General features: G+C 38.9%; 20 protein-coding genes. 11 read left to right on the forward strand and 9 right to left on the reverse strand.

Going from position 1 to position 25,034, the window contains the following annotated elements; genetic code table 11:
* Positions 1-100 precede the first annotated feature (100 nt).
* Positions 101-1,648, forward strand: coding sequence for a hypothetical protein (locus tag IE056_RS04460; protein ID WP_189603860.1), 1,548 nt, complete (start codon positions 101-103; stop codon positions 1,646-1,648).
* Here IE056_RS04460 and IE056_RS04465 read toward each other — a convergent pair.
* Both IE056_RS04465 and panB read right to left on the reverse strand, forming a co-directional pair.
* Positions 1,641-2,342, reverse strand: coding sequence for an RluA family pseudouridine synthase (locus IE056_RS04465; protein WP_189603489.1), 702 nt, complete (start codon positions 2,340-2,342; stop codon positions 1,641-1,643). The genes IE056_RS04460 and IE056_RS04465 overlap by 8 nt on opposite strands.
* Positions 2,343-2,607: 265 nt before the next feature.
* Complete coding sequence (gene panB / locus IE056_RS04470; protein WP_189603490.1) at positions 2,608-3,426, reverse strand: 3-methyl-2-oxobutanoate hydroxymethyltransferase; 819 nt, start codon at positions 3,424-3,426, stop codon at positions 2,608-2,610.
* 63 nt (positions 3,427-3,489) lie between these two features.
* Between panB and IE056_RS04475 the strand changes: the two genes are divergently transcribed.
* Positions 3,490-3,966 (forward strand): nuclear transport factor 2 family protein, encoded by a 477-nt coding sequence (locus tag IE056_RS04475; RefSeq protein ID WP_229793653.1) that lies wholly within the window; start codon positions 3,490-3,492, stop codon positions 3,964-3,966.
* Between the two features lie 173 nt (positions 3,967-4,139).
* On the opposite strand, the gene IE056_RS04480 is transcribed toward IE056_RS04475, so the two are convergent.
* Positions 4,140-5,564, reverse strand: coding sequence for an L-serine ammonia-lyase (locus IE056_RS04480; protein ID WP_189603491.1), 1,425 nt, complete (start codon positions 5,562-5,564; stop codon positions 4,140-4,142).
* Between the two features lie 204 nt (positions 5,565-5,768).
* Between IE056_RS04480 and dnaK the strand changes: the two genes are divergently transcribed.
* Both dnaK and IE056_RS04490 read left to right on the forward strand, forming a co-directional pair.
* On the forward strand, positions 5,769-7,706 hold the full coding sequence (gene dnaK / locus IE056_RS04485; protein WP_189603492.1) for a molecular chaperone DnaK: 1,938 nt from the start codon (positions 5,769-5,771) through the stop codon (positions 7,704-7,706).
* Between the two features lie 336 nt (positions 7,707-8,042).
* Entirely contained in the window at positions 8,043-8,420 is a 378-nt protein-coding gene (locus IE056_RS04490) for a hypothetical protein (RefSeq protein ID WP_189603493.1), read from the forward strand.
* Between the two features lie 116 nt (positions 8,421-8,536).
* Here the strand turns inward: IE056_RS04490 and IE056_RS04495 are convergent, their stop codons facing one another.
* Positions 8,537-9,169 (reverse strand): alpha/beta hydrolase, encoded by a 633-nt coding sequence (locus IE056_RS04495; RefSeq protein ID WP_189603494.1) that lies wholly within the window; start codon positions 9,167-9,169, stop codon positions 8,537-8,539.
* A 48-nt stretch (positions 9,170-9,217) separates the two neighbouring features.
* On the opposite strand from IE056_RS04495, the gene IE056_RS04500 reads away from it, so the two are divergent.
* From IE056_RS04500 to menD, 3 genes are all read left to right on the forward strand, one after another.
* A complete protein-coding gene (locus tag IE056_RS04500; RefSeq protein ID WP_189603495.1) occupies positions 9,218-9,637 on the forward strand; it encodes a PaaI family thioesterase in 420 nt (139 codons plus the stop codon).
* A 1-nt stretch (position 9,638) separates the two neighbouring features.
* Positions 9,639-10,799 (forward strand): chorismate-binding protein, encoded by a 1,161-nt coding sequence (locus tag IE056_RS04505; RefSeq protein WP_189603496.1) that lies wholly within the window; start codon positions 9,639-9,641, stop codon positions 10,797-10,799.
* A 204-nt stretch (positions 10,800-11,003) separates the two neighbouring features.
* A complete protein-coding gene (menD, locus tag IE056_RS04510; RefSeq protein WP_189603862.1) occupies positions 11,004-12,737 on the forward strand; it encodes a 2-succinyl-5-enolpyruvyl-6-hydroxy-3-cyclohexene-1-carboxylic-acid synthase in 1,734 nt (577 codons plus the stop codon).
* 70 nt (positions 12,738-12,807) lie between these two features.
* Here menD and IE056_RS04515 read toward each other — a convergent pair whose 3' ends face one another.
* Positions 12,808-13,809 carry a sterol desaturase family protein gene (locus IE056_RS04515; RefSeq protein ID WP_189603497.1) on the reverse strand — a complete coding sequence of 334 codons (1,002 nt, stop codon included), beginning with the start codon at positions 13,807-13,809 and terminating at the stop codon, positions 12,808-12,810.
* A gap of 237 nt (positions 13,810-14,046) precedes the next feature.
* On the opposite strand from IE056_RS04515, the gene IE056_RS04520 reads away from it, so the two are divergent.
* Positions 14,047-14,886, forward strand: a complete 840-nt coding sequence (locus IE056_RS04520) for a CvfB family protein (protein ID WP_189603498.1) — start codon at positions 14,047-14,049, stop codon at positions 14,884-14,886.
* On the opposite strand, the gene IE056_RS04525 is transcribed toward IE056_RS04520, so the two are convergent.
* Complete coding sequence (locus tag IE056_RS04525; protein ID WP_189603499.1) at positions 14,865-15,368, reverse strand: hypothetical protein; 504 nt, start codon at positions 15,366-15,368, stop codon at positions 14,865-14,867. The two genes, IE056_RS04520 and IE056_RS04525, sit on opposite strands and share 22 nt — an antisense overlap.
* Positions 15,369-15,517: 149 nt before the next feature.
* On the opposite strand from IE056_RS04525, the gene IE056_RS04530 reads away from it, so the two are divergent.
* From IE056_RS04530 to IE056_RS04540, 3 genes are read left to right on the forward strand one after another with little or no spacing between them, the layout of a single operon-like run.
* Positions 15,518-16,357: a 1,4-dihydroxy-2-naphthoyl-CoA synthase gene (locus IE056_RS04530; protein WP_189603500.1), complete on the forward strand. Its 840-nt coding sequence runs from the start codon at positions 15,518-15,520 to the stop codon at positions 16,355-16,357.
* Entirely contained in the window at positions 16,345-16,875 is a 531-nt protein-coding gene (locus IE056_RS04535) for a PH domain-containing protein (protein ID WP_189603501.1), read from the forward strand. Before IE056_RS04530 ends, IE056_RS04535 begins: the two co-directional genes overlap by 13 nt.
* On the forward strand, positions 16,868-18,370 hold the full coding sequence (locus tag IE056_RS04540; protein ID WP_189603502.1) for a PH domain-containing protein: 1,503 nt from the start codon (positions 16,868-16,870) through the stop codon (positions 18,368-18,370). Before IE056_RS04535 ends, IE056_RS04540 begins: the two co-directional genes overlap by 8 nt.
* A gap of 206 nt (positions 18,371-18,576) precedes the next feature.
* On the opposite strand, the gene IE056_RS04545 is transcribed toward IE056_RS04540, so the two are convergent.
* The 3 genes from IE056_RS04545 to IE056_RS04555 all read right to left on the reverse strand — a co-directional run bounded on the left by IE056_RS04545 (position 18,577) and on the right by IE056_RS04555 (position 25,021).
* A complete protein-coding gene (locus tag IE056_RS04545; RefSeq protein WP_189603503.1) occupies positions 18,577-20,991 on the reverse strand; it encodes an alpha-ketoacid dehydrogenase subunit alpha/beta in 2,415 nt (804 codons plus the stop codon).
* Between the two features lie 183 nt (positions 20,992-21,174).
* Positions 21,175-23,988 (reverse strand): gluzincin family metallopeptidase, encoded by a 2,814-nt coding sequence (locus tag IE056_RS04550; RefSeq protein WP_229793654.1) that lies wholly within the window; start codon positions 23,986-23,988, stop codon positions 21,175-21,177.
* A 343-nt stretch (positions 23,989-24,331) separates the two neighbouring features.
* Positions 24,332-25,021, reverse strand: a complete 690-nt coding sequence (locus IE056_RS04555) for an LOG family protein (RefSeq protein WP_189603504.1) — start codon at positions 25,019-25,021, stop codon at positions 24,332-24,334.
* Positions 25,022-25,034 lie beyond the last annotated feature (13 nt).

Genomic DNA, 25,034 nt, shown 5'->3' on the forward strand with positions numbered 1-25,034 from the left:
CTTGCAGGAACAATTTCAACTCAACTGTTACGACAATTGATTGAAGTTATTAAAACTTTATTATACTGTAAAACAGCAACTTAACCTCTATGTTTTTACAATGACCAACGAATCTACAGACAACCTTTTTTCTCTGGTTCAGTCTTTATCTCCTTCTGAAAAGAGACAGTTTTCACTTTATGTTGGAAGAATAGGAGTGAATACCGACAGTAAATTTCTGAATTTGTTCAAGATCATGTCAAGACTTAAAAAGTATGATGAAGAGCAAATTCTTAAGAATACAAAAATCAGTAAGCGTCAGTTATCAAATGTAAAAGCACATTTATATAAACAAATCTTAATCAGCCTCAGGCTCAACCCATCTCATCAGAATATTTCTGTACATATAAGGGAACAACTGGATTTTGCCGTAATCTTATATAGAAAAGGCCTTTATAAACAGAGTCTAAAACTTTTAGATAAAGTGAAAGCGACTGCATTATATTATGAGGAAAAAAATGTGGCTTATGAGATTCTTGACTGGGAAAAAATTATAGAATCCCAATACATCACCCGGAGTATTGAAAACCGCGCTGAAATCCTAATTAAGGAGACCGAAGAGCTTAGCAGACTGAATCTCATAGCCAGTAAATTATCTAATCTTTCGCTCCATTTATACGGAATTTTTCTAAAAATGGGCTATGCCCGAACGGAAGCTGAAGCAAAAAAGATTAAAGAAGATTTCCAGAACGGGTTACCTGAATATGATTTTAAGGAGTTAGGGTTCCGGGAAAAACTGTGGCTCTATAAAGCTTCTTTGTGGTACAGTTTTATGTCTCAGGATTTCTTGTCCTGTTATCGTTATTCATCAAAATGGAATGATTTGTTTAATGAATATCCTCATTTAATTTCGGTGCATCCTGTTTCTTATTTAAAAGGAAATCATTATCTACTTGAATCTTTATTTTACCTGGGCCATACAAGCTTATTTGAAAAAGTCCTGCTTAGTTTAGAATCCAATCTTAAAGATCCTAAAATACCTGATGATGATAATATAGCAGCCCTTGCATTCCTTTATTTGTATTCAAATAAATTAAACCTAAGGTTTATGCTTGGAAACTTCTCGAACGGCGAGCCTTTGGTGGAAAAAATTGAAAAGAAGATAAAGAAATTTCGAAGCAGGATTGATGAACATCATATCATGATCTTCTACTATAAAATAGCCTGTTTATACTTTGGGGACGGTGATAACAAAAAGTGTATTGTATATCTTAAAAAGATCATTAATAATAAATCTCTCGAAATGCGGGAGGATTTAATGTGCTTCGCAAGAATCCTGAATCTTGTAGCGCATTATGAAGCCGGAATGGATTATCATCTGGAAAGCCTCATCAAATCAACTTATAAATTCCTGATCAAGATGAATGACCTGCATGAGGTTCAAAAGGAGATGATACGATTTCTTCGGAATCTTCCTGATGTTTCTCCATTGGAAATCAAGGGAGAATTCAGGAATTTACACAGTACTTTAAAACAATATGAGAATCATCCGTTTGAACGAAGATCATTCCTCTACCTGGATATTCTTTCCTGGCTCGAAAGCAAAATAGAAAATAAACCTGTTGCGGAAATTATTCAGAAAAGGATCAATGGGTTGATTGTTAAGTAATACAGGCATCCCAAATTGCATCAGTAGGAAGAGGGGCTATGATGCTTAAGGATTCTTTTTTGACAGGATGAACAAAAGTCAGTTTTCTTGCATGCAGATGGATACTTGCATCTTTATTACTCCTGTCGAATCCATATTTTAAATCTCCCTTTATGGGACTACCAATGGCAGATAACTGACTTCTTATTTGATGGTGTCTACCGGTGTGCAGGTCAATCTCAAGTAAAAAGTAATTATTCAATTCTTTAAGAATGTGATATTCTAAAATAGCTTTTTTGGAATCGGGAACTTCTTTGGTATGGGCGTAGGATTTATTTTGTTTTGGATTCCGTTTCATGTAGTGCAGCAGTGTATCCTTCTGTTTTGGGGGCGGAATTTTTACTACTGCCCAATAAGTTTTTTTTGCATCTTTATCCTGGAACAACTTGTTAAGTCGGGGTAGTGCTTTGGAAGTTTTAGAAAAAAGAACAATTCCGCTGGTAGGTCGGTCAAGACGATGAACTACTCCAAGATATACATTTCCGGGCTTGTTGTATTTTACTTTTATGTATTCCTTTACTACCTCACTTAAAGGTGTGTCTCCGGTTTTATCTCCCTGTACAATATCCCCGGACCTTTTATTAATGACAATAAGGTGATTATCCTCGTAAAGGACCTGCAGGTTTTGGGGAGTGGATATTATCTTGTTGCTCAAAAGGATTTTTTAAACTAGCTCTGTTAATTCTTTATGGTTCCGTTTCTGGATTATACTGGATACGCGAGGGATGCTCTATTATGATTATTTGGTCATTCTCCTGTTTTTGATGCACAAGGATATTGTTAGAATCTGATTATTACATCTGGGGCGCAGAGATTTACTTGGTTCAAGAAGAAAAGAATCGAGAGGTAAAACTTTATAATTTCAAATCCATATTTTTCTCTAACCTCTAACCTCTAACCTCTAACCTCTAACCTCTAACCTAATATTGTTCCTCGTCCGATGGAAAACTTTTACTTTTCACATCATCCCGGTAATTCTCAAAGGCTTTGGTCATTTCAGAATAGAGATCAAGATAACGACGCAAGAATCTCGGATTAAATTCGTGGGTCATTCCAATCATATCATGTACAACTAGCACCTGACCGTCTACTCCGTTTCCGGCACCAATTCCAATCACTGGAATGGTAAGGCTTTCTGCTACTTCCTTAGCGAGCTTGGCAGGTACTTTTTCAAGTACAATGGCAAAACATCCGGCTTTTTCAAGCATCAGGGCATCAGCCTTTAATTTTTCAGCTTCCTGCTCTTCCTTTGCACGTACTGTATAGGTTCCGAACTTATAAATGGACTGCGGAGTTAACCCTAAGTGGCCCATTACTGGAATTCCGGCATGAAGAATCCTTTTAACGGAATCTTTTATTTCCTTTCCGCCTTCCAGTTTAACGGCGTGAGCACCACTTTCTTTCATTATTCTGATTGCAGAACGTAAGGCTTCTTTTGGATCACTTTGATAACTTCCAAAGGGAAGGTCTACGACCACCAGAGCTCTTTGAACCGCCCGAACTACACTTACCGCATGATAGATCATTTGATCGAGCGTAATTGGAAGCGTTGTTTCGTGACCTGCCATAACATTACTCGCCGAGTCGCCGACAAGTATCACGTCAATTCCTGCACCATCCACTATTTTTGCCATGGAAAAATCATATGCCGTTAGCATGGCAATTTTCTCTCCGTTAGATTTCATTTCCACCAAAGATTTTGTGGTGATGCGTTTATATTCTTTTTTAGCGACTGACATTCGTTGTAGTTTTGATTCCCTGTAAAAGTAGTAAATTAGCCTTCTACATTCAAACAAATAGATATGAAGAAGCTTATCTCTGCCTTATTTATCATTGTTTTCAGCATAACTTCATATTCCCAGAAAACTTCTGAAGAAGAGAATGTGAAGCAGACCATTGAAACCTTTTTCGATGGATTTCACAGTCGTGACTCCCTTATAATGAAATCTGTAGTTAATGAAGAAATAGTGATGCAGTCTATTGGAAGAAATCCAGAAGGGGAATTAAAACTTCATCATGAAGATTTCGGGAAATTTCTGAAATCTATTATTTCCATTCCAGCCACAACCTTATTTCGGGAGGAATTACATTCTTATGAAATAAAGATTGATGGAGATATGGCCAATGTTTGGACGCCATATACCTTATATGTCAACGAAGTCTTTCAGCATTGCGGAGTAAATAATTTTCAGCTTTTCAGGAAAAATGAAGAATGGCAGATTATTTACTTGGTAGATACGAGAAGAAAAGAAGGTTGTGACCAGCGGAAGTTGGAGTAGAAACACCCCGTCCTTCGGCGACCTCTGCTTGAAAAAAGGAGGGGAGTCATTACGGGAATTAAGAAAAAATACCTGTTTTTCTGTCTACTTCGGAGACGTACTTGTAAAGCTTGTGGAATAACAGCCGAACATTCCTAAAATCTTAAATCTTACATCTCCCATCTCAAATCGGACTAGCAATCACTCAGACTTACTCTTACCGCCAGGCCGCCTTCTGAAGTTTCTTTGTATTTTGAATTCATGTCTTTAGCCGTTTCCCACATAGTCTCTATTACTTTGTCTAAAGGTACTTTAGCGTGAGAGGCGTCGCTGTCCATGGCAAGTTCTGCTGCGTTAATTGCTTTTATGGCACCCATGGAGTTTCTTTCTATACAAGGGATTTGTACAAGGCCTCCAATAGGATCGCAGGTAAGTCCAAGGTGGTGTTCCATAGCGATTTCGCTTGCCATCATCACCTGTGCTGGAGTTCCTCCCATAATCTCTGTCAGGGCGCCGGCGGCCATAGAGGAAGAAACTCCTATTTCTGCCTGGCATCCGCCCATGGCTGCCGAAATAGTAGCTCCTTTTTTAAATAAACTGCCAATTTCTCCTGCGACCAGTAAAAACTGTTTAATTTTTTCAAATCCGGCGTCATGATTTTCGATGGTAAGGTAGTACATCAGGACAGATGGGATTACCCCCGCACTTCCGTTGGTGGGAGCAGTCACAACCCTACCCAAGGAAGCATTTACCTCATTAACAGCGAGTGCAAAGCAGCTCACCCATTTCAGGATAGATCGGAATTTAACTTCCGTTTTTCTAATGGCCTGGATCCATTCTTCGGGAGAATTATATTCAAGGTCCCCAATTAATTTTTGATGGGAATCAAAGGCTCTTCTTCTTACATTTAGTCCACCGGGAAGTTTTCCTTCGGTATGACAGCCTATATACATAGACTCAAGCATGACATCCCAGACAGCTTTAAGTCCGGCATCAATTTCAGCTTCAGATCGTAAAGATTTTTCGTTTTCATAAACGATCTCCGAAATCATTTTATTTTCCTGCTTACAATACGCGGCAAGATCGGTTCCTTTGGTGATCGGAAAAGGAAATTCAGCAAATTTCGCCATTTTCTTTTTCGCCTGGCTGCGTTCCTCCTTCACTACAAATCCGCCACCAATAGAATAAAAGGTAGAAAACGTTTTCTTTCCGTTGTTAAGAATAGCTGTAAATTTCATTCCGTTAGGGTGGAAGGGAAGGAATTTTTTATTGAAGACAACATCTTCATCCATATTAAAATCAATAGATCTTTCCCCGTTCAGGTTTAACCGATTGAATGTTTTGATATTACTGATTTCTGGATCTATATTTTCTACAGGAACAGTAACAGGATCATATCCTAATAGGCCTAAAATGGAAGCAAGATCTGTCGCATGGCCTTTTCCGGTAAGCGATAATGATCCATACAGATCTATTCGAATGCTTTTGACCTCGTCAAATTTATTCGATTTTTTTAATTCCTGAATCCATCTTTCACCGGCTCTCCAGGGACCCAAAGTGTGTGAACTGGATGGCCCCACGCCAATTTTAAGCATATCAAAAACGCTTATACTTTCCATACCTGCAATTTAGGCTGCAAAAGTAAGAATAAGGCTGAAGAAAACCGTCAAATTATCTTAAAGCTTAACAGGTAATTTCTTCAGTAGAAAGAGGGAAATAGTAAATCTATGACATCATGTCATAAAATTCCTGCTGGCATAAAGATTGACTTTTAGTGGTTGTTGAAAAAAATAAATGAACAATAAATAACAATCTATAAAATTATGAGTAAAATTATTGGAATCGACTTAGGTACTACCAACTCGTGCGTTGCCGTAATGGAGGGTAACGAACCGACGGTAATTCCTAATGCCGAAGGAAAAAGAACAACTCCTTCTGTAATTGCTTTTGTGGAAGGTGGCGAAATAAAAGTAGGAGATCCTGCAAAGCGTCAGGCTGTAACCAATCCGACAAAAACTATTTCCTCTATTAAGAGGTTCATGGGAAACAAATATTCCGAAGTTTCTAAAGAAGCCGGAAGGGTTCCTTATAAAGTAGTAAAAGGTGATAACGATACTCCACGTGTTGAAATCGACGGGCGTAAATATACTCCTCAGGAACTTTCTGCAATGGTGCTTCAAAAAATGAAGAAAACTGCCGAAGATTATCTTGGACAGGATGTGACCGAAGCAGTAATTACTGTTCCTGCATACTTTAATGACTCTCAGCGTCAGGCTACAAAAGAAGCCGGAGAAATTGCCGGTCTTAAAGTAAGAAGGATTATCAACGAACCAACCGCAGCTGCATTGGCTTACGGACTTGACAAGAAATCTCAGGACCAGAAGATCGCGGTTTATGACCTTGGTGGTGGTACATTCGATATCTCTATCCTTGAATTAGGAGACGGAGTATTTGAAGTGCTTTCTACAAACGGGGATACTCACTTAGGTGGTGATGATTTTGATGAAGTGATCATCGACTGGTTAGCAGATTCTTTTCAGAAAGCCGAAGATATCGACTTGCGGAAAGATCCTATGGCACTTCAGCGTTTAAAAGAAGCAGCAGAAAAAGCTAAAATTGAGCTTTCTTCTTCTTCTCAAACTGAAATTAACCTGCCATACGTTACTGCAACTGCCAGCGGACCAAAGCACCTTGTTGAAACATTGACAAGATCTAAATTCGAGCAACTAGCAGATACTTTGGTAAAACGTTCCATGGATCCTGTGCAGAAAGCACTTAGCGATGCAGGACTTTCAAAAAGCGATATTGACGAGGTAATTCTTGTTGGTGGATCAACCCGTATCCCCAAAATCCAGCAGGAAGTAGAAAGTTTCTTCGGAAAAAAACCATCTAAAGGTGTAAACCCAGATGAGGTTGTTGCAATTGGAGCTGCAATCCAGGGTGGTGTATTGACAGGAGATGTAAAAGATGTATTGTTACTTGATGTAACGCCACTTTCGTTAGGTATTGAAACTATGGGTGGTGTAAACACCAAACTTATAGAGTCAAATACTACAATTCCTACAAAGAAATCACAGACTTTCTCTACTGCGGCCGATAATCAGCCATCTGTTGAGATTCATGTGTTACAGGGAGAGCGTCCAATGGCAGCCGATAACAAGACTATTGGTAGATTCCACCTTGATGGAATTCCACCGGCCCCAAGAGGAACGCCTCAAATTGAAGTAACCTTTGATATTGATGCCAACGGAATTATTAAAGTAAGCGCTACAGATAAAGCTACAGGTAAATCTCAGGATATTCGAATCGAGGCCTCTTCAGGTCTTACTGAAGAAGAGATCCAGAAGATGAAGCAGGAAGCTGAAGCGAATGCAGAAACCGATAAAAAAGCCAAAGAAAAAGTAGATAAGCTGAATGAAGCTGATGCTATGATCTTCCAGACTGAAAAGCAACTGAAAGAGTTCGGTGATAAACTTTCTGATGATAAGAAGAAGCCTATCGAAGACGCTTTGGAAGAGCTCAAGAAAGCTTATGAAACTAAAGAAGTTGAAACTATTCAGCCGGCATTGGACAAGATCAATGAAGCCTGGAAAGTAGCTTCTGAAGAAATGTACAAAGCGCAAGCCGAGCAAGGCGGACAGCCAGGGGCACAAGCCGGAGGACCACAAGGTGGCGCCGGAGCTCAGGGTGGTCAGGCCGCAGGCGGAACTTCTGAAGGTGGAGACGACGTTGAAGACGTAGATTTTGAAGAAGTGAAGTAAGCAGGACGTTGGTTTTTTTAAAAGCCAAACCTTACGTATCGCTTATCCCGACAGTAGGAGGGAAAGCCCCCTGCTAAATCCTTTCCCAATAGGGGAGGGCTTTAAAAGCAAAAGCGCAGTCATTAATTTGATTGCGCTTTTTTTATTGCTCAAAAGCAAAAGCAAAAACATTTCATTTCTTAAAAATGGAGGGAAAAATTCCATACTTTCTTATCAGAATAGGACAGGAATAAATATGTAGGTACCACTTGGTCTGTTGGAATTAAGATGAAATTTTATTTTTTCTTATTTCGCGCAACCTTTTGAAGGTTTTGGGTCATAGTAATAAACAACAACATGAAACAAATTATAACCTTTGCATTATTCACGTCAGTATTACTGGTTTCCTGTAGCGAAAAGGAAGAAGATTTACAATTGAATTTACAAAATGCCTGTATCGCAGGGAATCCTCTGGAAATGGAATGGATGCAGAATTTAGTAGAAGAACTGGAATGCGGAAAATATTCCTGTAGAGTTTCTATTCTAAAATCCAACTATAATGGAGAATCGGTATTTTACGTTCAAATGACAGATCCACTATGTAATGGTGTTAATGAGATAGATTTATATAATTGTGTAGGTGAAAAAATAGAAGAATTCACCATAGAAGAAAGTGGGGAATTTATAGACGACCATTGGAATGAGGCTGAGGAAATATTTAGCTGTAATGAGTAATTGCAATCCTGTGGATTCAGCAATTTTTAATAGTAGGAGAATTATGATTCTAGCCGAAGAGAAGTTTTTTTGCGTTGAGCAGGCCTGTTAAAACATGGAAAATCTTTTTAAATCAATTAAAGAAACTTTCCCAACAATTCACTGTTTACCTCATGACCACCATTAAAAGTATACACTTCAAAATTTTCGAGAAATAATTCCTTTAGTCTTTCTTCCTCCACTTCAATGATTCCTTTTTTTAGATACTCGTCTTCGGTTCCATATATGAACGAAAATCTTGTGTTTTTCAGAAACTGGAAATCTCCCGGTTTTAATTCCGCAGGCACTTTTCCGGAATGCATTATTAAATGGTCACATTTAATCTTTTGTCTGGCGACCCACCTGGTAGCGATAGAAACCCCCTGTGAATATCCCAAAAAGATTATATTTGGAGCCTTCTCAAGTTCTTCAGCTTTATAGACTTCATCAAGATAATTGAGGATATTTTCGATTTCAGCTTCTGTGTTTTCTTTGGTAAGCCAGGAGGCGCCAACGTGTCGGTACTCATTATTTAGATAATATTTGGACTGTGCCTGTGGAGCAATAATGTAATTTTCTTCAGGATTTAAATTATGGAAGTGGCGAAGAAAATAGCGGCTCAAATAGCCGATGCCGTGAAAAACCACCCACACATTTTTTGTTTTGGCAGTATTTTCATTCAGTGTGCTGTATGTATTGGTTATCTCGTAAGAAAGCGTCTTTTCGGCCATTTTTCTTTGGTGGTTTTGTACTTTTACAAAGAAACTAATCTTTAAGCTATGACCAAAGAGGAAATTCTGACGTTATCAAAAAAAGTGTGTAAAAACACACTAATGGAAACGCTTGATATTGAATTCATTGAAGTAGGAGAGGACTATTTGATCGCGAAAATGCCAGTGACACCCAGGGTTCATCAACCCGAAGGAGTGCTTCATGGTGGTGCTACGGTAGCACTTGCCGAAAGTGTGGGAAGTTTTGCCAGTTATGTTTTTCTGGATACAGATGAGTTTTTTGTCCGTGGAATTGAGATTTCTGCAAATCACCTTAAAAGTGTTTCTGAAGGTTTTGTTTATGCGAAAGCTACGTACCTGCATAAAGGAAGGACCACCCAGCTATGGAATATCAGGATTACCGATGCAGAAGAAAACCTGATCTCCATTGTGAAATTGACCACCATTACTTTACCGAAAAAGAAATAGCATGACCCAGGAAATTTTCTTTTCCCGATTAAAACAACAGTATTCTCAACATCTCCCTTTTGTGGTTTATAATTCGCCGGATTCCCACGGAACCATAAAAGCTTTGCTCCAGGAAAGATCTGAATTATTTACCACGGAAGATTTCACCGAATCGGGATTTGTTTTTGCTCCGTTTGATGATCATAATGAAGTGATCTTGATTCCTGAAAATGCTTCGGAAAAGCTCTTTTTTGAACAGGTCGAGTTTTCAGATTCTGAAGAAAATATTATTCTTGCTCCTGAAAAAACCTCTGAAGAGGATAAACAAAAACATATAAACCTCGTTAATAAAGCAGTAAAAGCTTTGCAGGCAGGGGAAATGGACAAGGTTGTTTTATCCCGACAGGAGGAGCTGACTTTAACTGAAGAAGATCCATTGATGCTATTTCTGGATCTACTGAAGAACTATCCCACTGCGTTCGTTTATTGCTGGTACCACCCCAACGTCGGATTATGGCTTGGTGCCACTCCCGAAACTTTGCTGAAAATCGAAGGAAACAGATTTAAAACAATGGCTCTTGCCGGAACTCAGAAATACGAAGGAACTACAGATGTAGAATGGGGCGAAAAGGAGAAACAGGAACAGCAATTTGTAACGGATTCTATTCTCGAAAATTTTAAAATTTCTTCTGCTGAGAATATTCAATTTACGGCTCCTTTTACTACCAGGGCTGGAAATTTATTGCATTTGCGGACGGATATTTCGGGAAATTTAATTTCCCATACAGACACCCAACTGGGGGTCTCTTCCGAAATAGTTAAAAATATTATCACTGCTCTTCATCCAACACCGGCCGTATGCGGACTGCCCAAACAAAAAGCAAAACAATTCATTCTTCAGGAAGAAAACTACGACCGCGAATTCTACACCGGATTCCTCGGAGAATTAAATTTACAGCAGGTTACCCAGCGAACCCGGAGCAGGAGAAATGTGGAGAATCTGGCGTACCGGGCAGTGAAGAAAGAAACGTCCTTATTTGTGAATCTTCGTTGTATGAAAATAGAGGGAGGCAAAGCAATTCTGTTCATCGGTGGCGGAATTACCAAAGATTCTGTTCCGGAAGATGAGTGGCAGGAAACGGTAAATAAAGCCGGAACCATGAAAAAGGTGATTTTGAAATAAGGCTGTTTTTGATTATTTAATGTTCCTGTGAAGTTGTAAATTTGGCTTATAAAAGATGAAATTGTCTAAATAGCCTGCTTTACGTCAACCTAAACTTGTTTCAGGTTCTAATAATTATTTAAAAGAACATTTATAAGATTCTGAAATAAATTCAGAATGACGTTTTTAAGTGCTACTTACACAGTCACGCATAAAAAAATGGATGTGAAATACCCAAAAATACCGGTAGCCCAATCGATAGTAGCGCTTTGTGAAGCCAAGAAAATCAACCACGTGGTGATTTCTCCCGGCTCGAGAAATGCACCTCTTACGATAGGTTTCACCCAAAATCCACATATTAGATCTTATAGTATTGTTGATGAGCGCTGTGCAGCCTTTTTCGCCCTGGGAATGGCTCAACAGTTGCAAAAGCCGGTGGCATTGGTTTGTAGTTCGGGCTCGGCGCTGCTGAATTATTATCCTGCAATTGCAGAAGCTTATTACAGTGACATTCCGTTGGTGGTGATCTCTGCCGACCGGCCAATAGAACGAATTGATATTGGGGATGGTCAAACCATTCGCCAAAAAAATGTTTTTGAAAATCATATTTTATATTCGGCAAATTTATATTCCGAAGTAGTTTTGGAGTCAAGCACCACCGATAAAAAAATTCAGCAGAAAACATGGGAATCCCAGAAGCACAACGAGCGAGAGATCAACCTGGCGCTGAATGCTGCCATTGAAGAAAAGGGACCGGTGCATATAAATGTTCCGTTTTATGAGCCGCTATACGAAGTTGTGGATGAGCCAACGGTGAATCCGTTACAGATATTACCGGAGACCGACCCCAATATTTTAACCGAAAAAAATCTGCAGCATTATGCAGATCTCTGGAACAGCGCAAAGCGGAAAATCGTGTTGGTTGGGGTAAATCAGCCAAATTCTATAGAACAGAAATTCCTGGAAAAATTAGCCAAAGATGATTCTGTTTTGGTCTTTACCGAGACCACTTCAAATCTAAACCATACAGATTTCTTCACCCGGATTGATACCATTATAGGCCCTATAGAACAATCTGATAACGCAGAGGAACAGTTCAAAGAGCTACAACCAGATATTTTACTGACTTTTGGGGGAATGGTAGTGTCTAAAAAAATTAAAGCCTTTCTCCGGAATTATCAACCGAAACAGCACTGGCACGTGGATGAAAAAAAGGCTTATAATACCTATTTCTGCCTGAACAAACATTTTGAAACCAGTGCCAATAATTTTTTCAGCAGCTTCTTTCCACTTTTAAATGCAGTACGAAGTAATTACCGTAACAAGTGGATATCGGTTAAAGAAAAACGGCAGGAATTGCATGAAAAATACCTTGAGCAAATCCCATTTTCAGACTTTATGGTCTTTGAGACATTGCTGAAAAAAATTCCGCAGGATTACCTGGTGCATTTAAGTAATAGTTCTACCATCCGATACGCGCAGCTTTTTAAACTTGATCCTTCTTATAAACTTTTTTGTAACCGTGGAACCAGCGGAATTGATGGAAGTACCTCAACAGCTGTTGGTGCCGCATGTGTAAGTGAAGATCCCACCGTTTTATTGACTGGTGATCTCGGGTTTTTCTATGACAGCAATGCTTTGTGGAACAATTATATTCCGAAGAATTTCAGAATTGTGGTGGTCAATAACGGCGGCGGCGGAATTTTCAGGATCCTTCCCGGAAATAAAAATACTGAAACCTTCGATAAATATTTTGAAACCATTCACGAACTCGATGCAAAATCATTATGTGAAATGTATAGCTTCGAATACGGCAAAGCTACTAATATGGAAGAGGTGGAAACTTCACTTGAGAATTTCTACAGGGAAGGGGAGAAGCCTAAACTGCTGGAGATATTTACCCCCAGAAAAATAAATGATGAAGTGTTGCTGGAATATTTCCGGTTTATGAGAGGATGATTTCAGCTTGCAGTTTTGTAGGAGCCAGTTTTCAGTAGTAAACGGAAGAATCTTTACCGAAGAAGAAAATTTATCCGTTTAGTTCGGACTCCTTAAGCAAAGAACCATTTCCATGCTCTGGAAGTGGTTCGGAAATTAAATTTTCAGGTTCTTTCTCATTTTCCCTTAACTGCTTTCGCATTTGTGCTACGGTTTTGGTACTACCATTATGGCTCCATCCGGGAGGACCAAAGACATACATGAACTTATGCCACCAGTTGTTCGATCTCTTCATATCGTTCCAGATATTGCTATATTCATGCGTAAGCACAACCCAGGGATTATGAGAATTAGGAGGGGTTGATACTCCGTATTCAATTTCTATATCGTCATCCAGTTCCTGCCAGGTACCAAACATCTTATCAAAGATGTTGAGGAACCCTCCATGGTTTTTATCCATGTATTGCAGGTTTTTTGCGTGATGGACCTGATGCATGGTATGGGTGTTGAAAACCCGTTCTACAAAACCTAATTTTGGGACATACGTGGAATGTAACTGAAACTGCCATAAGGCCTCTATTCCGAGGCAAACTACCACCATTTCCGGTGGAAAGCCAACTGCAGGAATCCATAGGTAAAACAGCGGTTTGTAAAAAATGGTAAACCATCCATTTCTTACTGCAGTGCCCAAATTAAAATTATGGGAAGAATGATGTACAATGTGTGCAGCCCAGAAAAACCGGATCATATGGTTTTGTCTGTGAAACCAATAGTAACTAAAATCATCTGCCAGCTGGCAAAAGATCCAGATATACCAGGCATAACCAAAAGCTGCCCATCCAAATATATTAGTTCGAATTCCGTTTATTTCGGGATTAAATACATCGTAGACGAAATTGAAGATGACGATGGCAGAAACTGTTTTTAACAAAGCTGCAATGACGGCAGAGCCTACCCCTATGGATAAACTTGATGCCAAATCTTTCCATTCGTAAAGGTCTTTTTTGTCTCCGGTTTTACTGTAAGTAAGTTCCAGTAAAATTAGCCCGAGGAAACATGGTACCCCATAGACTAAAGGATTAGTGAAATCCATAGGTTGAAAATTGTAACTGCAATGAATACCATTGCTTATATTTTTACAAAGTAGTCATTTATATTAACCTTTTATGCATTAATAAATTATTACTTATAAATGTAAGTTTTAAAAAATCAATTAGTGCTGTCTGGAATTAAAGAAGGACAAAAAGGTCTTTTAGAGGAATATTTTCTTTTTTTCAGCTAAAGAAACAGCACTGCCTGAGATTATTTTATCTTTGTATAAAATTGTAGCATGTTAACACTAGGCGTAGACCATAAATTAATCATTGACAGGGATACAGAACCCGGACTTTTTCTGAAAAATGAAGCAGGGGATGAAGTATTACTTCCTAACAAATACAAACCAGATTCTTTTGAAATAGGAGATGAACTGGAGGTATTTGTATACCTGGATTATGAGGAACGCCCGGTAGCTACCAACCTTAACCCTTTTATAAAGCTTGACGAATTTGGTTATCTCAAATGTGTGGAGGTAACAGAAATTGGAGCATTTATGGACTGGGGGCTTGAAAAGCATCTTTTTGTTCCTTTTAAAGAACAGGTAAGTAAAATGCGAAAAGGCGACCGCTATCTTGTTTTTTGTTATCTCGATGAACTTACAGGTAGACTTGTAGGTTCGAGTAAGGTGAACAATTTCCTTGATAATTCTAATTTAACGATAGAACCTTTTGAAGAAGTAGATCTTATTATAAGTAATCCTACAGATCTTGGCTGGAATGTCATCATCAATGAACTTCACCAGGGATTAATTTATAAGGATGATGTCTTTGTAGATATCCAAACCGGAGACCGCATGAAAGGCTGGGTGAAAAAAACCCGTCCAGACGGAAAGATAGACGTGACGCTGCAAAGACCTGGCTACAGAAGTATAGAACCTAATGCCCAGGAACTATTAACCGAACTGGAATTAAAAGGCGGTTTTCTTGCGCTTACAGATAAATCATCTCCAGATGAGATTCAGAAGACACTGCGCATGAGTAAAAAGAGCTTTAAGCGTGCCTTAGGAACTTTATATAAAAAGAGGCTGGTAGATATAAAAGAAAATGGGATCTACCTTAAGAACGGAGAGTAAGGAGCGTAATATCGGCCTCCTACGTTTGGCGAGTAATATCCGTTAAATAATCCCGCACGCATTTCTTTGTAGGCGGGAATTTTCTTTTCCCCTGTATAAATGTCGTAATTAGATCCCCTGTTATGCATCTGCATCTGATTGGAGATCTGGATGATGCCTTTTTCACCACGGGAGAGAGTTGGCATGGGAGAATCCAGCTCAACCAGGCTACGTTCCCTGTCTCTTCTTTCCTTTTCCATCATTGCCATCATATTGACTTCCCGTTTTTCATTTTTTTTAAAAATATCTGAATCCCTTAGAGTGAACATTTGTTTTTCAAAATTGGGGGCAAGAAATGAAAGCGAAGCATTCACTTCAGGCATTTCAATATAAACCGTATGGTCTTCTCTCTCTACAATATAGCTTTCACTTTCTCCAAATTCCTGGGCAGAGCCCGAAAACGAGATCATTAAGTATAGGGCTAAGAAAGAAAAAAGCTTCATTTATATAAATTTAAATTTGGTTAACGCAAGAATCATACAAATTTTTATTTCCTGCGGAAAAATTTAAAAATGGTTCAGAAATAAATCAGTTACTATTTGATGATCGAAAAAAGATTAAAAGCTTATTTTTACAGTAAAAATATATAAATATGAGTAAAATCGACTGGAAAACAGCAAAAGAATACGAAGATATCACTTATAAAAAAGCTAACGGAGTAGCGCGAATAGCTTTTAACCGTCCCGATGTTCGGAATGCTTTTCGTCCAAAAACAACCAGCGAACTTTATGACGCATTTTATAATGCCGGTGAGGATACTTCAATTGGAGTAGTCCTTTTATCAGCCGAAGGTCCTTCTTCAAAAGATGGGGTGTATTCCTTTTGTAGTGGCGGAGATCAAAAGGCGAGAGGACACCAGGGATATGTAGGTGAAGATGGGATGCATAGGCTAAATATTCTGGAAGTACAGCGGTTGATAAGGTTCATGCCAAAAGCTGTTATAGCAGTTGTCCCGGGGTGGGCTGTTGGTGGAGGTCATAGTTTACATGTAGTTTGTGATCTTACCCTCGCAAGTAAAGAACACGCCATCTTTAAGCAAACCGATGCCGATGTGACCAGTTTTGACGGAGGGTACGGTTCTGCATATCTTGCTAAAATGGTAGGACAAAAAAGAGCCAGAGAGATATTTTTTCTGGGACGCAATTATTCTGCACAGGAAGCTTACGAAATGGGAATGGTGAATGCCGTTATTTCACATGATGAGCTTGAAGATACTGCTTATGAATGGGCACAGGAGATTTTAGCTAAGTCACCGACCTCTATAAAAATGTTAAAATTCGCTATGAACCTTACCGATGACGGCATGGTTGGGCAGCAGGTCTTCGCCGGGGAAGCTACACGTCTCGCTTATATGACCGATGAAGCCAAAGAAGGAAGAAATGCTTTTCTGGAAAAGAGAAAACCTAATTTTGAAAAGAAATGGATTCCATAGAGCAGGGAATATTTAACAACGAAGTGCTGGAAATCAATGCTCTTCCCAGGCATGAGGAAGCGGAATTGAATTCTTTTGCGCCTAAATATCTTCTGAAAAGGAATATTTCAACGACAATATGGCTGATTATCATTACTGCGGGAATTTTTATCGCATATAATTTTGCTGAAATTTTCCGCATTTTTGCGCCATTTATAGCCGGAGCATTTATGCTTCTTTTCATCTGGTCCTATTATTCAAATTATCAATGGTTCCGGAAAAGCGGGTATGCGGTGAGGGAACATGATATGATCTTTAAACGCGGGTTCCTGTTTGAAAAAACAACGGTGGTTCCGTTCAACCGGGTACAGCATGTCTCCACTAACAGAGGTGTCATGGATAAGATGCTGAACCTTTCTTCTCTAAACGTATTTACGGCCGGAGGATCGGGGAGTGATGTGGCGCTTCCGGGACTATTACCCGAAACTGCAAATTCTTTAAAAGAGGCTCTCGCAGCACGAATGTCCGGCCATGTCTGATTCTCAATTTTACGCCCCACAGCGGCAATCTGTTACCGGAGTGCTGTTGATCTTTGCGACTGCACTTTATCAAATAATCCGGAATTTCTGGGCGGTAGGTGTTTATCTTCTAATCATGGATCCGAACCCGAAAATTATTTTCTTTTCAGGAATGGGGCTCGCTGTTCTGTTGATTGGTACTTTAGGGTATAGTATTTTATATTATCTGAAGTTTCAGTTTTATGTGGATAAAGAAAAAAGCAGTTTTATTCTTGAAAAAGGCGTTTTTAATTCCGATGTAGTAAATATTCCATTTAGTAAAATTCAGCAGGTAAATTTCCGGAGAAATATTCTCCAGAGAGCTATCGGAGTCTACAGTGTGGTAATTGATACTGCTGGCAGCAACGATAAAGAAGTGGAAATTAAGGCACTTTCCAAAGAAAAAGCCGATATTCTGGCTGGATTGCTGATGGACCTGTCTACGCAGGAAAAAGAAGAAACAACAGAATCTTTATCGGAAGATGATCTTGAGAGGCCCAAGGCTTCTGCGACAGAATGGGAATATAAACTGGATGTTCTTACGCTGTTGAAACTTGGCCTCACCTCAAATTATTTAAGAGGCTTATCTATTCTGCTGGCTTTCTATTTTACAGTCAGATCACAGCTCAGTTATTCTGAAGAATTTCCAGTGGAGGTACCCTACGCAGTTATAACCGAAATTTTTTCTACCATTGTTCTTATCCTGATCCTGTTGGTGGTAGGAATGATTATTACGGTAGTAGAAACCTTTATAAAATACTATGATCTTCATATCCTGAAGAACAGGGCAGGTTTACAGGTGGAAATGGGACTCCGGAACAATACCAAAGTAAACCTGAAATCACGGCGGGTACAACTATTGCAGGAGGTGACAAATCCTATACATCAACGCCTTAACCTGTATCAACTAAAAGTTTCTTTGGCTAGTAGCAGGGATGACCTCATTAAGGACCAGATCAAGATACCGGGTTTGTCTAGGGAAGTAGTTACCAAAGTTAAAGATTACTTCTACGGCCGTGAATTTAAAGAGACCAACCGAATTCTCCCTCATCAAATTCTATTGTGGAGAATGATTTCCATAAGTATCTTTCCATTAATTGCCGCAGTAATTGTACTTTTTATATTTATGCCCGATGTTCCACGTTTTCAGATAGGAGTAGGGGCTGGAATTTTGATAACAGGGATCGCTGTGTTTCAATATTTTTATTTCAAAACCATTTGCTTATCTGTTTCTGAGGATTTTCTCATGAAATCTTCCGGAATTTGGAACAGGAAGAAACATTATCTTGAGATGTACAAACTTCAGTCGGTTTCTGTTTCACAGCCGGTTTGGCACAAGAAACGCGGACTGGTAAACATTACTTTTCATTCAGCCGGAGGTGATATTTCATATCCCCTGGTTTATGAAGAGGAAATTCTTCCAGTAATGAATTATATTCTTTTCAGGATAGAATCTACTTCTAAGCCCTGGATGTAAGTTCAGAATTGAGACTGCCTACTATCCTGCGGATATCCGATAATTAGACTTACTCATTAATTTTCGGTTTTATTCCCCTCCGTTGGAGAGGTGCCTGAAAGGCTGGTAGATTTTTGTTTCTCCGTTCTCTTCTTGTAAAACAGAAAAGCCACAAATACAACTAAAAATGCATTTGTGGCTTTATATTAAAATAATCTAATTTTCAATTATTTCAGTGCTGGAAATTTTTCAGGATTTGATTCGTGCATTATTCCGTACACCTTTTCAAAAATATCTTCAGCAGAAGGTTTGGAGAAATAATCTCCATCTGTACCATAAGAAGGTCGATGTTCTTTGGCTGTAAGGGTTTGGGGTTTGCTGTCCAGGTGGATCCACGCATTCTGATCTTCAAGTACTTTTTGAAGGATATAAGCGGAGGCACCTCCCGGTACGTCTTCATCAATTACCAGAAATCGGTTTGTTTTACCCACACTTTTTACAATATCCTTGTTAAGATCGAATGGGAGCAATGATTGCACATCGATCACTTCTGCATCAATACCCACTTCGAGCAATTCTTTTGCAGCCTGTTCTACGATTCTAAGAGTAGATCCATAGGAGACCAGCGTAATATCGTCCCCTTCTTTAAGAGTTTCCACCACGCCAATAGGAGTTCTCATCTCCCTCAGGTTATTAGGCAATTTCTCTTTAAGCCTGTAACCATTTAACGATTCTATGATAAGTCCGGGTTCATCACCATCCAGCAAGGTATTGTAAAATCCGGCGGCTTTGGTCATATTTCTTGGGACCAGAATATGAATTCCGCGAAGCAGGTGTAGTAATCCTCCCATTTGAGAACCACTATGCCAAATCCCTTCCAGGCGATGCCCACGGGTCCTTACAATCAGCGGTGCTTTTTGTTTTCCGGCGGTACGATACTGTAGGGTAGCAAGATCGTCACTCATAATTTGCAGCGCATACAGGATATAATCCAGGTACTGTATTTCAGCAATAGGCCTAAGCCCTCGCATGGCCATTCCCAGTCCCTGTCCTAAGATGGTGGCTTCTCTGATTCCGGTATCTGCCACACGCAGATCACCATATTTTTCCTGAAGGCCTTCCAAACCCTGATTAACATCTCCAATCTCTCCGGTGTCTTCCCCAAAGATTAAAGTTTCGGGCCTGGATGAAAATATCTGATCAAAATTATCCCTCAGAACAACTCTTCCATCTACTTCTTTTGAATCTTCATCATACGTCGGTGCTACTTCTTCAATGAATTTAGCCTGAAATGATGATTCGCTATAAAGATTACTACTATATTGTTGCTGACTTTCTTCAGAAAATTTATTGATCCAGTTGACCAATTCGGTTTTCTCTGGACTTTGCTCTCCAATTAGGTAGCGAAGGGATTTCCTTGCGACAGTTAAAACATCTTTCTTTAAAGGTTCCCTGTTATCTGCAAGTTCTTTACGAAGTTGTAGAATAAACGTTTTATTGCTGCTGTTTTGGGCGGCTTTTTCAAGGATAGGAAGAATTTCCTGCTGTTTCTTCTTTACAGGACTACCATGCTTTTCCCAGGCTGCTTTTTTGCCTTCTCTTACCTGCTTTTTAATGGACTTTTCAATTTCTTCCAATTCTTCTTCAGAAGCAATATTCCCGGAAATCATCCATTCCCGCATCTTTACATTACAATCATGTTCCCTTTCCCAGTTCAACCTTTCTTCACTCTTGTAGCGTTCGTGAGATCCTGAAGTGGAATGCCCCTGTGGTTGTGTAAGTTGTTGAACATGAATTAAAACCGGAATATGTGATTTCCTGGCCAGAGCCGCAGCTTTTTCATAGGTTTCAATAAGTGCAGGATAATCCCAGCCATTTACCCTGTAAATTTCGTATCCGTTATTCTGATCTTCGTCTCTCTGAAAACCTTTTAAAACTTCCGAAATATTTTCTTTGGTGGTTTGATGCCTTGCATGAACAGATATTCCATATTCATCGTCCCATACGTTCATGACCATTGGTACTTGTAATACCCCTGCTGCATTTATTGTTTCCCAAAAGAGGCCTTCACTGGTACTGGCATTTCCTATAGTTCCCCAGGCTATTTCATCTCCGTTCTTCGAAAAATTTCCCGCATCCATGCCTTCTACATTTCTATAGATCTTAGATGCCTGAGCAAGTCCTAACAGTCGTGGCATTTGGCCTGCAGTAGGAGAAATATCTGCACTTGAGTTCTTTTGTTGTGTAAGGTTTTTCCAGGTTCCGTCTTCCTGAAGACTATGAGTGGAAAAATGTCCGCCCATTTGCCTTCCTGCAGACATGGGTTCATCTTCTATAGTACTGGTGGCGTAAAGACTTGCAAAAAACTGTTCAATAGTCAAGGCGCCAATAGCCATCATAAAGGTTTGGTCTCTGTAATATCCAGATCTAAAATCTCCGTTTTTAAAAACTTTGGCCCATGCAAGTTGAGGAACTTCTTTACCGTCACCAAAAATTCCGAATTTCGCTTTTCCGGTAAGAACTTCACGTCTTCCCAAAAGGCTACATTCCCGGCTGGTTACTGCAATCTTATAATCTTCAAGTATTTGGGATCGGAAATCTTCAAAAGAAATATCATTTTTTGATGAGGTTTCGCTTTGCATAATGAATGGTTTAGATAAACACAAATGTAGCAAAAACTATAATTAAATACAATTTAAAAAAACTTAACAAAAAATGATTATTTCGAATTTAAATCCCTTAATACTGAATAATATTTAATATAAAAGGAATATGAAAGATTTTACTGAAAATTTGTTAATGCAATGGGTGATTTATTCCTAATTTTAATACCATTTTCTTGAGAATAATCCTGTGAGGGTCTGGATATCGAGCGTCGCAATAAACCTGATTCGCTGGTCATAATTATCCTGATTTATTTCCCAACCTAAATTGGAGTAAACTGGAAAAAAGATCTCAAAATAATCAGCAATAAGGCTTAATCTTATTCCGGAATCATAGACTACTTTGGCATTCTTATATTTATTCTTTATTACCCCTACATCTCCATAGACAAAGATCCATTTCCAAAGATTGGTACTTGCATTTAACGTAGTAAGCCATTGGTTTGCAAATTCCGGTTCCAGCTGTGATTTGAAGCCTCCTTCCGCCATTATGATCTGCTGGCTGAAAAGTCCGCTGGTTTCACTTCTTCCGTAGTAATTATAGTCAAAAAGATAATCTGTAGGACGGTCCAGGGCAAAGCTGAAGTAATCTGAATGGCTAAAATCATTATAGATAAAAGATCCGCCGAAGAGTCGCAGGTTGATCTGCCTGTTATTTTTGAACAACTTTCGGTAATCAACGGTGAACGATGCTTTACTGAACTTTTTTGCCAGTTGAAAATCGATATTCCCGGTCAGGTAATCGATCATTCCTCTGTCATTGTACCTGTAATTAATATTAAAAACGCTGTAATCGGGAACTTCCAGAGGCTGTAGCAAGTTTTGGTCCCTGAAAACATTCACGTTTCGCACCATTAGCTGCTGGCGTTTATTATCCCGTAAATCCTGATTTCTAAACTGGATAAGGAGAAAAGGAGTGAATTTTTCGTAAAACAAGTTGTACCCAAAAGAAAAACGACTTCCACTCGCTCCATATTTGATTGAAAACAGGTCTTTTTCATCAAAAAATATTTGATGAGAGAAACTCGCGCCACCAACTAATGTTTGGCTATTGAACCCATATTTCGGGGCTATGTCAAACTCGAAGTTGCGGTTGAGTACTGTTTTGTTGTAGAGTTTAGGTCCCAGGGTGATACCATCATATAAATTGTACTCAAACTCGGGCATAAAGAAAACTTGGTAATAACGAGGGTCTTCCACATCTTTTAAAAGTCTTACCTGTAAGGGTTTGTCAAGAAAAGTTTTGACACCTTTATAATTATCCCGGGGATTAACTTCGGGAATTTGAAGTTCATAATTGAGGGCCAGTCTTTTAATATTTTCAGAAGGAATGGTAACTGTTTTGGTATTCTTAATGTTTTCTACCCAGGTTTTAAAAACAATGTTCTGATCGTTTAACCCATACAATGAAATGGGCATCCCTGTATTTGCCTTGTCCCGGATTGTTACCTCTAGAGAATCTCCCTGTTTCTTAACTTTTTCAATATTAAAATCCAACCTTTTATCGGTCCTCACATAATCCTGAAAGAACCAATCAATCTTTTTACCGGAATTCTTTCTGAGAATTTGTTCGAAATCTTCCTGTGCTACCGGCTCTAGCTTATATTTATTATAAAACTCCTGAATAGATGCCGAAACAGTTTCATCTTGAGTATAATGTTCTATGTATTTCAAACCAACTCCCGCTTTGTAAGCATTGGATATGTTCATATTAATTTTTAACAGGGAATCACGGGGAGTAACAAGCGCCTGGTCCAGATGTGTTCGAGCCATATGAAGATAAAGAAAAGAGTACTGATCATTAAATTCAAGATCTGCTGCATGGAACCATCTTATTCCAAATAAATTACTCAAATTCCCCAGGATCTTCATATCGGGATAATATTCATCTACATATCCCATTAATAAATAAATCTGGATAGCATCAATAACCCATCTTTCTTCCCGTGGATTTAGAAGAAGACTGTTTTCCAGATAATTTCCTGTTATAGCTTTAAGTAATTGCAAGTCATACCCAAATCCATCGGGAAAGGGACGTAAAAATTTTGGTAATTGATTTAATCCATAAAACGGATTTGCTGCATAATCTTCTTTAGTTACCAGCATGTTATCCTGGGGGTAAGATCCGAGATTATTTTCAAGATACCCTGCGATTCGTCTTACGAGCATTGATTTCATCACTGGGTTAAGATCATCGTCATCAAGATTTGTTACTACATGAAAATTTGGAGTTTCAATATCGTCAAATTCGAAGTCCCTTGTGAGATAGAGTTTAAAATCAAGACTGTTTTCTCCTTGAAAATTAACCGTTCGGGAATTCTCTTCTGTTAGAATATTCTCTGTTTCCAAGGAAGATATAGCGGCAAAAACGGGTGGAATTACTACTTCCAGTTCTATATCTAACGGAAGGGCATATTGATCATTTATGTTCTTGTGACTGTAAACCTCCCATTTCCCATCATACACTCCAGGGATCAAAAACCAGTATCTCAACTTATAATTGCCATCCCTGGAATAACCGTACCGGGTAAATTCTGAACTTGGGATCTTAATAGTATAATCCAGGTTTAATTGTACTTTTTCTCCGGGGGCGAGAGGGGAGGATAGGTGTATCTGTAAAAGATCTGGCGAATCCACAGGTCTTTGCCATTTCATTGACTGGGCTGAGGAATTTGTAATGCTGCGGATTGTCGTAGCACCTCTTTCTTCTTCTTTGGCAAAATGAAACTTTCTATAGAATTCTTCGGAAAAACGCCTTGCAAGAGGAGTGGATTTTGTGCTAAAGGCATTAATCCAGTCTTGAAAAAAAATAAATTCTAGTGTATCTGAACTAGTATTGTGATAAACAAAATCTTGCTCGATGGACATTTCCTTCAAAGAATCATTTAAAATGGCTTTAATGGAAGTCGAATTCTGGGAATAGCTTTTTCCCAATGCAAGAAGCATAAAAGCGCAAAAAATAATTTTTTTAGTCAAGACTTTAATTAGATAGATTCGGTTGAAGATATTGTTATAATTGGGTCAAGATATAAATTTTTAATCTTATGGAACCAACACATTAGTATAATGTTAAGAGAAGAATTTTATTGTGTGAAGTAAAGGATTTAAGATGGATTTAATGTGTAAAGTTATACAAATAAAAAAGGCCGCCTAAATAGCTGATTTTACGTCTGTCCGATCCACGATTTTGCGGAATTTCGGGTTCTGATTTTAATGGAAACTGATTAACAGATTCTAAAATTTTACTACCAGATCTAAGGTGGAATCAGAATAACACTGCTTGAGCTTTTTAGGCGGCCCTTTATCTTCTAAGGTGGTCCTAGAAATTAGGACTAAGATTGTATTCATCATAGAATGCGTCAAGAATTTCAATCACCTCTTCGGCTGTATCCACTACCTGAATAAGGTCAATATCTCCTGCACTTATATTCTGGAAACTATCCAAAAGTGTTGTCTGGACCCACTCGATCAAACCACCCCAAAAATCACGACCCACCAGAATGATTGGGAATTTGTCAATTTTGTGAGTCTGGATAAGGGTAATTGCTTCAAAAAGCTCATCCAGGGTGCCAAATCCACCAGGCATTACAACAAATCCCTGGGAGTATTTTACAAACATTACTTTCCTGACAAAAAAGTAATCGAAATTAATATTCTTGTCACTATCAATGTATGGATTGTCATGCTGCTCAAAAGGAAGATCAATGTTTAAGCCTACAGAAGTTCCACCTGCCAGGTGGGCACCTTTATTGCCTGCTTCCATAACACCGGGACCGCCACCGGTAATGATTCCATACCCGTGATCAACTATCTTTTTTGCTACTTCTTCGGTTAATTTATAATATTTATGATCGGGTTTGGTACGTGCAGATCCAAATATGGATACACATGGACCAATCTGGCTTAATTTTTCATACCCATGCACAAACTCTCCCATAATCTTGAAAATGGCCCAGGAGTCATTAGTTTTTATTTCGTTCCAGCTTTTATTTCTTGTTTCTGTTCTCATATAAAATTTTGAT

Source organism: Salinimicrobium marinum (assembly GCF_014651535.1).
Classification (GTDB): Bacteria; Bacteroidota; Bacteroidia; order Flavobacteriales; family Flavobacteriaceae; genus Salinimicrobium; species Salinimicrobium marinum.

Coding starts and splice junctions, on each gene's coding strand:
- IE056_RS04495 (WP_189603494.1), bottom strand. CDS start 9,169: ATGGCCGAAAAGACGCTTTCTTACGAGATAACCAATACATACAGCACA.
- IE056_RS04540 (WP_189603502.1), top strand. CDS start 16,868: ATGTCTGATTCTCAATTTTACGCCCCACAGCGGCAATCTGTTACCGGA.
- panB (WP_189603490.1), bottom strand. CDS start 3,426: ATGTCAGTCGCTAAAAAAGAATATAAACGCATCACCACAAAATCTTTG.
- IE056_RS04505 (WP_189603496.1), top strand. CDS start 9,639: ATGACCCAGGAAATTTTCTTTTCCCGATTAAAACAACAGTATTCTCAA.
- IE056_RS04480 (WP_189603491.1), bottom strand. CDS start 5,564: ATGGAAAGTATAAGCGTTTTTGATATGCTTAAAATTGGCGTGGGGCCA.
- IE056_RS04515 (WP_189603497.1), bottom strand. CDS start 13,809: ATGGATTTCACTAATCCTTTAGTCTATGGGGTACCATGTTTCCTCGGG.
- IE056_RS04475 (WP_229793653.1), top strand. CDS start 3,490: ATGAAGAAGCTTATCTCTGCCTTATTTATCATTGTTTTCAGCATAACT.
- IE056_RS04545 (WP_189603503.1), bottom strand. CDS start 20,991: ATGCAAAGCGAAACCTCATCAAAAAATGATATTTCTTTTGAAGATTTC.
- IE056_RS04555 (WP_189603504.1), bottom strand. CDS start 25,021: ATGAGAACAGAAACAAGAAATAAAAGCTGGAACGAAATAAAAACTAAT.
- dnaK (WP_189603492.1), top strand. CDS start 5,769: ATGAGTAAAATTATTGGAATCGACTTAGGTACTACCAACTCGTGCGTT.
- IE056_RS04490 (WP_189603493.1), top strand. CDS start 8,043: ATGAAACAAATTATAACCTTTGCATTATTCACGTCAGTATTACTGGTT.
- IE056_RS04525 (WP_189603499.1), bottom strand. CDS start 15,368: ATGAAGCTTTTTTCTTTCTTAGCCCTATACTTAATGATCTCGTTTTCG.
- IE056_RS04530 (WP_189603500.1), top strand. CDS start 15,518: ATGAGTAAAATCGACTGGAAAACAGCAAAAGAATACGAAGATATCACT.
- IE056_RS04460 (WP_189603860.1), top strand. CDS start 101: ATGACCAACGAATCTACAGACAACCTTTTTTCTCTGGTTCAGTCTTTA.
- IE056_RS04500 (WP_189603495.1), top strand. CDS start 9,218: ATGACCAAAGAGGAAATTCTGACGTTATCAAAAAAAGTGTGTAAAAAC.
- IE056_RS04535 (WP_189603501.1), top strand. CDS start 16,345: ATGGATTCCATAGAGCAGGGAATATTTAACAACGAAGTGCTGGAAATC.
- IE056_RS04520 (WP_189603498.1), top strand. CDS start 14,047: ATGTTAACACTAGGCGTAGACCATAAATTAATCATTGACAGGGATACA.